Here is a 12,463-nt window from a genome sequence, read left to right as displayed (position 1 = left end):
CCTATGGCTGGCTGAATGACAAAGAGGGCTTGTTGAGCATAATAAAAAGTCGCGATAAGAATTAGATATGCTAAAATAAACACCGATATCCAAGAGGTGACTATGAGATCGATTATAAAATTCCTGTTATCAACCTTTATTTTTATGGCTTCAGCCTCTTTTAGCCAGACTGAGATTTTATTTAATGATACTCATGGTCAAAGTACCCCATTTTCCTCGCTTAAAGGAAAATGGGTGTTTATTAATTATTGGGCCGGTTGGTGTCAGACCTGTGTTGATGAAATCCCGGAGTTTAATCGCTTCTATCAAAGTCATCAAAAAGAGCAGGTCGCCTTGTTCGCAGTGAATTTCGACGCCTTACCTTTATTTGAGCAAAAAAACCTCATTAAAAGATATAACATCAGTTATCCCAATCTCTTAAAAGATCCTGCCAATGATTTGCACCTCGGTGATATTACCGGGGTACCAGTAACCTTTATCTTTAACCCCAAAGGCCAACTGGTCAAAACATTATATGGCGGACAAACCGCAAAGACGCTGGAGCAGGTCATTGCAGAAAATGCCGCAAAAACCAAGGTATCTTAGGCCGCCCATTAATTATTTTCGTGAGGGATTGGAGATTTAGTTCCATCTAATGGTTCAAGAGGCACAAGGAGCCATATAACAACGTAGATGACCAAAGCGGCGCCACCGGCCAGAAAAAAGAGAACAAATAAAATACGAATCCAAATGGGATCTATGTGAAAGTATTCGCCTAAGCCGCCACAAACTCCAGCAATTCTACTGTCTTGTCTGGAACGCCAAAATTTTTTGTATGGTTTAGAAGCCTTATTCATTGATTTCTCCAAAAGCGCGCGCTTTAATTTCAACACGCATCTCCCATGAAACTCTACTGGATCGGCTGGTCGAACGAGTTTCGCAAGAGGTCTATTCTAATTAGTGATAATGTCGCTTGTCCTCATATATTTTTTCGTAAGCCTCTTCAATAAGGGAGTTAATTGAATGGTACGAACGATCATAGGGAAGTGCCCCCATGGTGAACTCAATTGGATGATTGGTTTGCACAGATAATAATTTATTTTGAAGTCTTTTCATCACATTGGGAAGATAATCTTTGAACATTCCTGGACATAAAACGCAAAATTTATCTCCTCCTAATCGTGCAACCGCATCAGAACGACGAAAACTCTTTAATAATTGCTGAGAAAATATTTTTAAGACCTTATCCCCTTCATCATGTCCGTAATGATCATTAGTTAACTTAAGCTTGTTGATATCAAAATACAGTAATAAAAGGTTTTTATCGAATTGTTTACAGCGTTTGATTATTTGTTTTCCAGCCAACAGAAACCCCTGCCTGTTGGGTAAACCAGTCAACTCATCGGTAATAGAGAGACGAGCATCAAATTCTGCTTCAACTGTTGCGGCTAATTCTTTAACGATATCCAAATCAGCGTCAGTAAATTTTTGGACTTTATGGTCAATTAAGCATAAAGTTCCAATATTAAATCGCCCTTTACTTTTTAAAGGACAACCTAAATAAAATCGAATTTCAGGATTACCGAGGACCAAGGGATTATCTTTAAAGCGGACATCCTTTAAGGTATCCTTCACGATCATAATGTCCTCTTCGAGAATGACATGAGCACCAAAAGAGATTTCTCTTGGTGTTTCTTCAAATTGCAAGCCGTATTTGGACTTAAACCACTCTCGTTCTTCATCAACAAAAGAAACCGAAGCAATGGGTACATTAAATAAATTCTGAGCAACACGCGTGATGCAATCAAATCGTTCTTCGGATTTTGTATCGAGAATATTCAGACTGTGAAGTGCCTTTAATCGCTGAATTTCATTCTTTGGTTTTTGAGGCTTAATCATTGGAACTCCATAAATTATTATGTTTAACTTCCGAAGTTACTAATAAAATTATAGCACTTAAGAGCACTAATTGATGGTCGATTGGAGCTTATAAGGCACAATAAGTGCAACTTTTAATCGACACGACTCTCGTTCGCAACGCGCTAAACCTCAGGGCATTCACCAACCCCCTTGCCCACGGAGGCCTGAGACCAATAAATCGATTTTTATCCCATAGCCCAATCTGGCTCTTGCATGAAAAGGAAGCTCTCTTTTGCTATTATAAAATGGATACATTTCTATCTTGTTTAACAGGAGCCATGCCTTGCTACTGAAATAATGTTCAGCCCCTCGTTTCCCCATTATTATTGTTATAACGGATTAGTAATAAACAAAAGGAAGTTCATGATGTCAAAGTCTAAAATGCCCGTGGTCTTTATTGGACATGGAAGCCCGATGAATGCAATTGAAGATAATCCCTTTACTCAAATGCTGGTGAGGTTAGGAAAAGAACTTCCCAGACCCAAGGCAATTCTTTGCATTTCTGCTCATTGGCTCACCGCCAGAACATGGCTTAGCCATACACCAGCGCCTAAAACCATTCACGATTTTCATCATTTTCCGCAACAGTTATTTGAGGTTCAATATCAGGCACCGGGCGATCCTGGCCTGGCGGAGCAGATCAAAGCATCCATTCAAAAACCGCGACTTATTCTTGATGATAATTGGGGGTTGGATCATGGCGCCTGGTCGGTACTTAAGCACATGTATCCCAAAGCAGATATACCCATTATAGAACTCAGTATTGATATGTCTGAACCGGCAGAATTTCATTTTGCATTAGGCAAAAGCCTTAAAGACTTGAGAAATCAAGGTGTACTCATTATAGGCAGCGGCAATATAGTGCACAACCTTAAGGAAATAATTTGGGACAATCAAAATGCTAAGCCTTATTTATGGGCTACTGAATTCGATAAGCAAGTAAAGCAATGCATTCTGCAAAGAGACTTTACCGCGCTTATGGGTGAGTTACTTTATACTTCAGCAGGACGATTGAGCGTTCCCACAGCAGATCACTATTATCCGCTTCTTTATGTTTTAGGCGCATCAGATAACCAAGACTCGCTACGATTTGAATATGAAGAAATTCAAAATGGTTCAATTTCCATGCGTACCCTGAGTCTGGGTTTTGATGTTTAACTATAAGTAGCGACCGATGGAAATGGTTTGATTTCGCGGTAAATGAAAAAACTCAATATCCAGCGCTGAATTACGGAGCAAAAAGCTAAATAATCTTTTTTGCCAATTCAATAATTTGGGATAATTTTTCTTACCACGAGAAATATGGATTATTTCTACCAAAAAAGTAGACTTACTCACATCAAGAGAAAAAGGAAATATGTTGTTTTTGACCCCCGCATCCAAAGTTCGCGGGACATGAATCGTCTGCATAAAGCCATAATGCAGGCTCAAATGATAATAACCTTCGGTCAGCGATTCCAATTTGTAGCGGTTTTTTTCGGTAATATAAGGGAAATCCTCAACAATAACCTTCACCACCAAGGTCGCTTTAGGCAGAAGATGATTTAATTTAACATAATTAAAGAAACTGCCCCCACTGTTGTCATAAGGATCCGTTACAAAAATCATCGTTAAATCCTCGATGCAATTTAATTTAGAGCGATCTAATTGTTTGATAACTTCAGAAAGAGGCATTTTATTCTTGTAAAAATAGGAGTGAATTAACTCCATTCCTTTTTGCCAGGTGATCATGAGGATACTAATGGCTGCAGCAAACGCTAATGGAATCCAGGCGCCATCATAAATTTTAGGAATATTGGCACCAAGAAACATAAAATCAATGAATATCAATGGGAAAAAAATCAAACCAATTTTTATATAGGACCATTTCCATAATTGACGTGCTACACAAAGGACTAAGAGGGCAACAATAAGCATGACCAGGTTAACGGCCATTCCATAAGCTCCCGCCAATGCATTGGAACTTTGAAATACAACTACCAATAAAAGAGTACCCACAGCAAGAAATAGATTGACCATAGGCACATAGACTTGTCCAGTTTCCTCTTTAGAGGTATGGATTATCGCTAAACGAGGGCAAATGTCGAGCAAAATGGCTTGCCTGGTCAAAGAAAAACTCGCTGAAATGACCGCCTGTGACGCAATGATAGTAGCCAGGGTTGCAATAACTATCAAAGGATAAAAAAACCACGAAGGCGCAAGAGAGTAGAATACGTTTGAAATAGCTTCTGGATGACTTAATAAATTAGCACCTTGTCCAAAGTAATTGAGCAATAGCGCAGGGAGAACAACGGCAAACCATCCGATACGAATCGGTTTTTTGCCAAAATGACCTAAATCGGCATACATTGCCTCTGCACCGGTAATGACTAAAAAAACACCGCCCAAAAGAAAATAAGCATGCCAACCGCCCTCATAAAGAAACATCAGCGCATAATAGGGATTAGCCGCTTTTAAAACCATGGGATTTTCCACAATGGCTCTAATGCCAAGAATGGCAATGATAAAAAACCAACTCAGAAGAATGGGGCCGAAAAAGAAGCTAATAACCGTCGTGCCAAAACGCTGACAAAGAAAGAGAACTAAAAGAATGACGAACGATGCAGGCATAATCAGGTAAGAAAAATCGGGCGAAACAATTTTTAGACCCTCAATGGCACTGATAACAGAGATCGCCGGAGTAATCATCCCATCACCAAGAAGCAATCCAGCGCCAATTACCCCCATTAAAAAAAGAGCGCGCGGGAATTTTTTGCTTTTCCGTTTAAGGAGGTACAATAAAGCTAATATCCCTCCCTCACCGGCGTTATCTGCGCGTAAAAAAACAGTCACATATCCCGTTGAAATCACTAAAACAAGTGCCCATAAAACTAATGATAAAACGCCATAGATATGGTCAGGAGTATTATCTACCTTGGTTAAAACCTGATGAAGCGCATAGAGAGGACTGGTGCCCAGATCACCATAAACAATGCCAAGAGCACCTAACGATAAAGCGACTGTTCTCTTATTGCTATCTTGCATCTCTACTATCCATGAATAATTTCTGTTCGATAACCCATTAATGATTTAATAGTTCAGTGCAAATGATTCCTTCATCATGCAAACAAACGCTGTTTTTGTGCGTTAGTAATTCTAATCTTTAACACCCAATCGCCCTCTTCACTAATCGACTCATTTAATACAGAGCCCAATTGATATAATTGAGCGCGCAGTTTGGCTTGGGTGGGCTTAACCACTATATCTTCAATGAGCACTATTCCGTGCAATTGAGTAGCAATCGCTTCTTTTAAAAGATCCAGACCTAAACCCGATGCAGCAGAGATCCATACTTTGCAAAAGCCTTCCGTATAATCAATCTTTGGCTGCCAGCCTTCTTGCAAATCAATTTTATTAAAAACCTGAATTACCGGAATGTCATTCACCGCTAATTCGTCCAATACTTTTTGTACGGCAAAAACAGTATCTCGCCAATGGGGATCAGAGATGTCAATGACATGCAATAATAAATCCGCTTGTTGGGTTTCTTCCAAGGTAGCGCGAAACGCTTCTACTAAATGATGGGGTAAGTCGCGAATGAATCCCACTGTATCGGCTAAAATTACCGAAGAGGATCCAGGTAAATCCAATTTCCTCATGGTGGGATCTAAAGTTGCAAATAATTGATTGGCAACATAAATACTTTCACCAGTCAGTGCGTTAAATAAGGTCGACTTTCCTGCATTGGTATATCCCACCAAAGAGACAGTAAACAGATCCGCCTTACGCCGAGACTGACGATTTTGCTCTCGACTGCAACGTACTTTTTCCAGGCGCTTATTAATGGATCTGATGCGTTCGCGTAATAAACGTCGGTCGGTTTCTAATTGAGTCTCACCAGGACCGCGCAAACCGATACCTCCTTTTTGGCGTTCCAAATGAGTCCAACCACGAATAAGTCTTGTGGATAAATGTTGCAATTGAGCCAGCTCAACCTGGAGCTTCCCTTCAAAGGTACGTGCCCGCTGAGCAAAAATATCCAGAATTAAACCGCTGCGGTCAACTACTCGACATTCAAACAAGCGCTCCAGATTGCGCTCTTGTGAAGGGGATAACTCATGATTAACCAAAACCAACTCCGCATCCAGTGCTTTAACCAGTTGGCCAATTTCTTCTGCCTTACCTTTGCCTACATAATATTTGGCATCGGGGGTAGCGCGAGTACCTAAAACGCAATCCAGTATCTCTGCACTTGCTGAAAGGGCCAACTCTTTAAATTCAGCCAAAGCCTCATCAGCATCAATGCCTGGTACTGCCAATTGCACCAATATAGCTCGCTCACCACCCTGCGGACGTTCAAACACTATCCTATTCCCCAAAAAAAGAAAGTCGCTTAGTCTGCCACAGTTCCATCATCCTCACCAGTTGCCGCTTCATCCATAGGAATCTTCACCATACGAGAAGGAACAACAGTGGATATGGCATGCTTATACACCATTTGAGTAATGGAGTTCTTTAGCATCACCACATATTGATCAAAGGAATCCACTACGCCATGCAATTTAATCCCATTGACTAAAAAAACGGAGACCGGTACTTTTTCTTTGCGTAGTTCATTTAAGAAAGGGTCTTGTAGTAAGTGATTCTTAGACATTGCCTACTCCTTGTTGTTATTGTAATTATTTAAGGCAAAAACGGGCATCTAACTACTTATTCGACATCCCTCAGAAAAACTTTAGTATAATTTCATGACAGGTTAATTTGAATCCGTTAATATAGTTCTCGCTACAATATTGAACAAACCTAATATCCATTCAATATCAGCTGCAGCTGAGCTTATAAGGAGATTTAAATGACCTTCACCTGCGAACAAATAAAGCAATTAGAAAAACCCTACCAAGACCTTGGTAGCAGTGATGCATTAGCAGAGCACCGCGATGAGTTAAACAAATTATCTCCTAAAGAGATGCAAGACTTAGCTTCACGTATGATATTGGCCTGCCCACAGGAGGAGCTGGACAGTTTTGGTGAGGCCATTCACTCATTAGCAAGTACAACTGAAGAGCCATCGTTCCACGCTGTGATTTCTCAAGCCCATGCGGTAAAAAAACATATCCTTAGGTTATTAGATCCCACTCATAAAAGTCCACATGACTTATTAATGGATGAGGAAGCAAGTGAAGAATTGTTCATTCCTTTTAAGGCCCTGGCGCTAAAAATATTAGAGAATAATGAGTCGGCTATTGCAGGAAGATTGGCTCTGGCAACTCCTGCAAAAAGTCGCAGTCAACTATCTCATCATCTTAATAACACGTTCAACGGTAGTGAACTTGCAGCAAAAACTGCAGCTGCCTTTACGGTATGTCGGGATATAGAACGATTTTTATTGGGCGTTAAGCCAGAGGAATTTTTTACCAGTCCCGAATTTAATGTCGATTTATGCCTTGAGTTTTCCATGCTTTTCGCCCCACTTTTAAAGGGTCATGAACAAGCCATTGGCGAGAAACTATCCCTATTAGAACCCAAAGTTCGCCATGGAATAGGCCGCAAACTGGAAATGATGTGCCCTAACGCTCACGATAAGCAAAGCCCATTTAGACTCATTGCTGCAGCTATGACCTCGAAAGAAATGGAACACCAACAAGAAACGCCGGTTCAAACTGAAAAACCCATTGAAATAATACCCAATACAAGTAATCCCAATGGAATGTTTAACTCTCAATTAAGAGCAAGAAAAGCGTCTACAGACATCCCCAAGAGTGCCCCCGAATATGAGTATGAATCTGGATCTGAATCGGGGTCTGATGAAGAACAGGAGTCCAGGCTTTCATCCTGCTGCGGTTGATTTAGTGGTTAATGCCTCTATTTTGCGACTTTACTGATGGTTTATTGACAATTTATCGGCAAAGGCCTACATACCGAGACTTGTTGGTATTGTTGCATCAATCAAATTTGTGTACCCTCCTCCGTCCCGCGGCTTGTCCGCGGGACGGAGGTATACTGGAATTGATTGGTGCAACCACTCTGTACCAGTCGTGGGACGTTAAAAAAGCCAATTCCTAATTTTTGGATTAAAATGGTACCCCTTTTAATTTCACGCTCATCGAAATTAATACTGGTACAATACGGTTTTTTTTTGATAACATAGACGGATTTTTAGTCTAACCTTCAGTAAACTAAAAAAGTAGGGCAGTTCGGTATAATACCGAGCTTAAGCGAAAAAGATCTTAAAGTAATTTATCAATGGGAACGCTAATGAAGCAAAACAAGTTAAAAGTGGCACTGGTTCAACAACAATGGTATGAAAACGCAAAAGAACATCAAGATAATTTAGCCGCAGGAATAAGTTCTGCTGCCCAACAGGGAGCACAACTTGTCTGTTTGCAAGAACTAACCCTAAGTCCTTATTTTTGTACCCGCTCTGATGTAGATGGTAAACCCTATATGGAAGACATCTATTCCGGACCAACAGCCCAATTTGTTGGACAAATGGCGAAAGCAAATAACGTTTGTATCACCACGTCACTTTTTGAAAATGCAGGCTATAACACCGCTGTAGCGTTTAATCCCCAAGGTGAGTTAATTGCCGTCACCCGCAAACAACACATCCCCAGTGGCGAAAAATACCACGAAGACTTTTATTTTAAACCCGGTGATTCTGATTATCCCGTCCACTCCATAGCAGGGCATCGATTAGGCTTGCCTACTTGTTATGATCAATGGTTTCCGGAATTATCACGAATTTATGGGTTAAAAGGCGCTGAAATTTTAGTTTATCCTACCGCTATAGGGGGTGAGCCAACAGCTCCAGGATTTGACAGTCAACCCATGTGGCAAAAAGTAATGGTCGCCCAAGGTATTATGAGCAATACCTTCATCATTGCCGTGAATCGAATTGGTTGTGAGGATGATTTGCAATTTTATGGCAGTAGTTTTATTAGCACACCCATGGGTGAAATTTTAGCCCAAGCACCACGTAATGAACCAGCGGTATTAGTAGCTGAATTGGATTTTGACCAACGCGCCTTATGGGGACGTTTATTCCCCTTTGCCCAACAGCGTGAACCTGAGACTTATCACGAATTAATCCGGTCTCGTTGACCCCCTTTTGGAATTTTATAGAATGAATAGCAAAGAACTGGCCGATGAAAATTTGTATAACATTGAAAACTGGGGTGAGGGATATTTCAGCATCAATCCACGGGGAAATATTGAAATAAGCAAGAAACCAGGAAAAAAAGGGGTAGAGCTACAAGCTATTGTCGATGCAGCCCATAGAGCAGGGTTACATTTGCCCCTTTTAATTCGCTGCAGTGACATTTTACATGATCGAGTACATCGAATTTACCAAGCATTTACCCAAGCTCGCGAAGAAACCGACTACGCAGGAACCTATAAGCTGGTTTATCCTATTAAGGTAAACCAGGAGCAAAGCGTCGTTAGAGAGTTACTGAAATCTCCTGAGAACAGTATAGGATTGGAAGCAGGAAGTAAACCAGAGCTCATGGCCGTCATTGGGATGCTGGGCGACCAACACAGCACTATAGTCTGCAATGGGTATAAAGACAGCAGTTATATCCGAACGGCATTAATAGCCCAGCAAATGGGACATACCGTTTTTATTGTTATTGAAAAGAAATCAGAGTTGGACATCATTTTAAATGAATCGGCGCGCCTGCAGATAAAGCCCTCTCTTGGCGTTCGCATCCGTTTAGTAAGCAAAAGTGCCGGTAAGTGGGAAAATACCGGTGGAGTTAAATCCAAATTTGGTTTAAATGCAAAACAAGTATTGGAATTGGTTGCCCAATTAAAAGCCAATAATATGCTTGATTGCCTTCAGTTAATGCACTGCCACTTAGGTTCACAAATAGCCAACATCCATGATATTCGTCACTGCATGCAAGAAGTGGCGCGTTATTATGTAGAGCTACGTCAATTAAACGCACCAATAGATACTATTGACGTTGGCGGCGGACTTAGCGTCGATTATGAAGGCACTCGCTCTAATAAAGGCTGCTCGATGAATTACAGCCTTAGCGAGTATGCAACTCATATTCTGTTAGCGCTAAAACATTTATGCCAGGATGCAGAAGTACCCGAACCCAATCTGATCTCTGAATCAGGTAGAGCCTTGACGGCACATCATGCCGTATTGATCTCCAATATTACGGATATCGAAATAATTGATAAAGCTCCCGTACTTCCAGATATTGAAAAAGAAGACTCGCATGTGATTCAAGACATCTATGATACCTATCAGGCTATCACCGACAGTTCAGCCACCGAAATATACAACTATGCCGAGCACTCTCTTAACGAAGCACATTCATTGTTTAAACATGGCGTAATCAGCTTACAAGAAAAAGCTAAGGTTGAGGCGTTTTATACTAATATCTGCATGGAATTAAAAGAACGATTAGACGAGGAAAATCCTACTGAACAATCCTTGCTATTAATGATTAATGAAAGTATGGCAGCTAAAATCTTTTGTAATATCTCTTTTTTCCAATCCATTCCTGATGCTTGGGCTATAGGACAGATTTTTCCCGTAGCGCCCATTTCCCAATTAACTGAACCGCCAACCATGCACAGTATTTTACAGGATTTAACCTGTGATTCGGATGGAACTATTAAATTATATCCAGGGAGTTCCTGTGTGACCTCCACGTTAATGCTACCGCCCTATGATATGAATAATCCTTATTCAATAGGCTTTTTCCTCGTTGGGGCGTACCAGGAAATATTAGGTAATTTGCATAATTTATTTGGAGATACTAATTCTTTAGACGTAAAACTTTCTGATGACGGACAGTTTGAAATTAATGATTTAGTCAGTGGCGATACCGTAACTAATGTATTGAATTTGGCCCATTTTGATACCAAAAAACTAATTCAATCTTATGAAAAACAATTACTGCAAACTGAGTTATCTAAAGAAACCATGCTTTCCTATCTCAATGAATTAAGAAGTATTTTTTCTCAATTAACCTATCTTGATGGACATAGACCGTAATGACGAATACAACACCAAAACAATCCGGATTTGCCATGCCAGCAGAGTGGCATCCTCACGAACGATGCTGGATGGCTTGGCCTTGCCACCCAGCCACCTGGTCTAAAGTGGGTTTGGAAAGAGCGCGAATAGCTTATGCTCGAGTGGCTCAAGCCATAGCCCAATTTGAACCCGTCACTCTCTTGGTTAATCCTGGAGATGAAGAGTCGGCCAAACAATATTGTGGAAAAAATATTGATCTGATTACCTTGCCTATCAATGATTCATGGACCCGAGATACGGGCCCCACTTTTTTATTGAATCAAGACCAACAATTAGGAGGAGTTGACTGGATCCACAACGCCTGGGGCGGAAATTATCCCGACTGTGCTCTGGACAATCAAATTGCTTCTGCAGTCCTGAAACTAACGCAGGCTCATTACTTCCATGCATCATTAGTTATGGAAGGAGGTTCCTTTCATGTTGATGGTGAAGGCACTATATTAACCAGCAGAGAATGTTTGCTCAATGTCAACCGCAATCCCAATTTATCGCAACAGGTGATAGAACAGTATCTGTATGATTATCTGGGAGGGGAACATATTATTTGGCTAAATCAAGGCCTATTAGGTGATGAAACGGACGGTCATATTGATGAGATTGCCTGTTTTATTGCTCCAGGCAAAGTACTATGTCTTATAACTAAAGATCAGCAAGATCCCAATTATTCCAGATTACAGGAAAATTTTGAAATCCTTAAGTCCGCTAAAGATGCCAAAGGACGGCCGCTGGAAGTCTACACGGTTGAACAACCCCCTGCCACCTATCTTGATGGAGAAAGGCTCACTTTGTCTTATATTAATTTTTATCTGGCCAATAAGGGTATTGTGATGCCTGCTTTTGGTTATGAATCCTATGATAAAGCGGCTTATCAATTGTTTACTCAATTATTTCCCGGCTATCAAATAATGCAAATTGATGCTTTGGATGTATTTGCCGGAGGCGGAGGCATTCATTGCATTACGCAACAACAACCGGTAAGCAAATAGATTAGATGTTGGCTGAAAGTTCATAGTACCAAGCGAATACGTCATCCAGAGCGAAGCGAAGGATCTCCAAAATGTGGCTCATGCCTATTTCAGGAGATCCCTCGTCGCGAACTCCTCGGGATGACGGAGCGCGGCTTAAGTCCATGGCAGAGGAACTAAAGAAGCATTTACGCCGTCTTGAAGCCCCAACGCCAAGACCAGAAAGGCTGCGAAACAACGCTAAAACTTCATCAGCTCGAATGGCTCAAGGATAGATACGACTAAAATGCCTGCTCGTTACAGTGATAAATTGAAAGTAAGCCGCCCTCAACTTATTCCCAACTTTATATAGAGATGCAGGTATTTTCTTGTAAATGAACTGCTTTTTCTCAGCAATGGAAGAAAATACCCTCTATTCTTTGAGAAATCTCTTACACGTCTCTCCTCTCTCCACGCAATGACTCTGTGAACGAACCGTATATACTTAGAATACAAAGGATGACAGGGATTATCTCTGACAGGATGTCAAAAAAGGACCAGTACAATGGATGTACTCGCTGCAAGG

At 40.9% G+C, this 12,463-nt stretch carries 12 protein-coding genes; 7 read left to right on the top strand and 5 right to left on the bottom strand.

Translation table 11 applies throughout. From position 1 onward, the window contains the following. Positions 1-114 precede the first annotated feature (114 nt). Positions 115-585 carry a TlpA disulfide reductase family protein gene (locus LOX96_RS03440; protein ID WP_250422341.1) on the top strand — a complete coding sequence of 157 codons (471 nt, stop codon included), beginning with the start codon at positions 115-117 and terminating at the stop codon, positions 583-585. 8 nt (positions 586-593) lie between these two features. Here the strand turns inward: LOX96_RS03440 and LOX96_RS03435 are convergent, their stop codons facing one another. Together LOX96_RS03435 and LOX96_RS03430 are read right to left on the bottom strand one after the other, a co-directional pair. Then, positions 594-836 (bottom strand): PspC domain-containing protein, encoded by a 243-nt coding sequence (locus LOX96_RS03435; RefSeq protein WP_250422282.1) that lies wholly within the window; start codon positions 834-836, stop codon positions 594-596. Positions 837-936: 100 nt separating this feature from the next. Then, entirely contained in the window at positions 937-1,878 is a 942-nt protein-coding gene (locus LOX96_RS03430) for a sensor domain-containing diguanylate cyclase (protein WP_250422280.1), read from the bottom strand. A 387-nt stretch (positions 1,879-2,265) separates the two neighbouring features. Here LOX96_RS03430 and ygiD point away from each other — a divergent pair, with 387 nt between their 5' ends. Further along, positions 2,266-3,057, top strand: coding sequence for a 4,5-DOPA-extradiol-dioxygenase (gene ygiD, locus LOX96_RS03425; protein ID WP_250456349.1), 792 nt, complete (start codon positions 2,266-2,268; stop codon positions 3,055-3,057). Here the strand turns inward: ygiD and LOX96_RS03420 are convergent, their stop codons facing one another. From LOX96_RS03420 to hfq, 3 genes are all read right to left on the bottom strand, one after another. After that, entirely contained in the window at positions 3,058-4,923 is a 1,866-nt protein-coding gene (locus LOX96_RS03420) for a potassium transporter Kup (protein WP_250422276.1), read from the bottom strand. It abuts the gene before it with no gap. A gap of 74 nt (positions 4,924-4,997) precedes the next feature. Next, positions 4,998-6,242, bottom strand: coding sequence for a ribosome rescue GTPase HflX (gene hflX / locus LOX96_RS03415; RefSeq protein WP_250422274.1), 1,245 nt, complete (start codon positions 6,240-6,242; stop codon positions 4,998-5,000). A gap of 29 nt (positions 6,243-6,271) precedes the next feature. Beyond that, positions 6,272-6,532, bottom strand: a complete 261-nt coding sequence (gene hfq, locus LOX96_RS03410; protein ID WP_250422272.1) for an RNA chaperone Hfq — start codon at positions 6,530-6,532, stop codon at positions 6,272-6,274. A gap of 198 nt (positions 6,533-6,730) precedes the next feature. Here hfq and LOX96_RS03405 point away from each other — a divergent pair, with 198 nt between their 5' ends. The 5 genes from LOX96_RS03405 to LOX96_RS03385 all read left to right on the top strand — a co-directional run bounded on the left by LOX96_RS03405 (position 6,731) and on the right by LOX96_RS03385 (position 12,173). Continuing rightward, positions 6,731-7,723 carry a lpg0008 family Dot/Icm T4SS effector gene (locus tag LOX96_RS03405; protein WP_250422270.1) on the top strand — a complete coding sequence of 331 codons (993 nt, stop codon included), beginning with the start codon at positions 6,731-6,733 and terminating at the stop codon, positions 7,721-7,723. A gap of 410 nt (positions 7,724-8,133) precedes the next feature. Then, positions 8,134-8,979 (top strand): carbon-nitrogen hydrolase, encoded by an 846-nt coding sequence (locus tag LOX96_RS03400; protein WP_250422268.1) that lies wholly within the window; start codon positions 8,134-8,136, stop codon positions 8,977-8,979. Positions 8,980-9,001: 22 nt separating this feature from the next. Continuing rightward, positions 9,002-10,891 (top strand): biosynthetic arginine decarboxylase, encoded by a 1,890-nt coding sequence (gene speA, locus LOX96_RS03395; protein WP_250422266.1) that lies wholly within the window; start codon positions 9,002-9,004, stop codon positions 10,889-10,891. Then, the gene (locus LOX96_RS03390) at positions 10,891-11,919 is read left to right on the top strand and encodes an agmatine deiminase family protein (RefSeq protein WP_250422263.1); all 1,029 of its coding nucleotides are present in this window, start codon (positions 10,891-10,893) and stop codon (positions 11,917-11,919) included. Before speA ends, LOX96_RS03390 begins: the two co-directional genes overlap by 1 nt. 71 nt (positions 11,920-11,990) lie before the next feature. Further along, positions 11,991-12,173 (top strand): hypothetical protein, encoded by a 183-nt coding sequence (locus LOX96_RS03385; protein WP_250422261.1) that lies wholly within the window; start codon positions 11,991-11,993, stop codon positions 12,171-12,173. The last annotated feature ends 290 nt before the right edge of the window (positions 12,174-12,463 follow it).

The organism is Legionella maioricensis, assembly GCF_023618015.1.
Lineage (GTDB): Bacteria > Pseudomonadota > Gammaproteobacteria > Legionellales > Legionellaceae > Legionella > Legionella maioricensis.
The sequence above is the reverse complement of the archived record's forward strand: the minus strand, read 5'-3'. Positions and strand labels throughout refer to the sequence as shown.

Coding starts and splice junctions, on each gene's coding strand:
- LOX96_RS03400 (WP_250422268.1), top strand. CDS start 8,134: ATGAAGCAAAACAAGTTAAAAGTGGCACTGGTTCAACAACAATGGTAT.
- LOX96_RS03405 (WP_250422270.1), top strand. CDS start 6,731: ATGACCTTCACCTGCGAACAAATAAAGCAATTAGAAAAACCCTACCAA.
- LOX96_RS03385 (WP_250422261.1), top strand. CDS start 11,991: ATGTGGCTCATGCCTATTTCAGGAGATCCCTCGTCGCGAACTCCTCGG.
- LOX96_RS03430 (WP_250422280.1), bottom strand. CDS start 1,878: ATGATTAAGCCTCAAAAACCAAAGAATGAAATTCAGCGATTAAAGGCA.
- LOX96_RS03390 (WP_250422263.1), top strand. CDS start 10,891: ATGACGAATACAACACCAAAACAATCCGGATTTGCCATGCCAGCAGAG.
- ygiD (WP_250456349.1), top strand. CDS start 2,266: ATGTCAAAGTCTAAAATGCCCGTGGTCTTTATTGGACATGGAAGCCCG.
- LOX96_RS03420 (WP_250422276.1), bottom strand. CDS start 4,923: ATGCAAGATAGCAATAAGAGAACAGTCGCTTTATCGTTAGGTGCTCTT.
- hfq (WP_250422272.1), bottom strand. CDS start 6,532: ATGTCTAAGAATCACTTACTACAAGACCCTTTCTTAAATGAACTACGC.
- LOX96_RS03435 (WP_250422282.1), bottom strand. CDS start 836: ATGAATAAGGCTTCTAAACCATACAAAAAATTTTGGCGTTCCAGACAA.
- speA (WP_250422266.1), top strand. CDS start 9,002: ATGAATAGCAAAGAACTGGCCGATGAAAATTTGTATAACATTGAAAAC.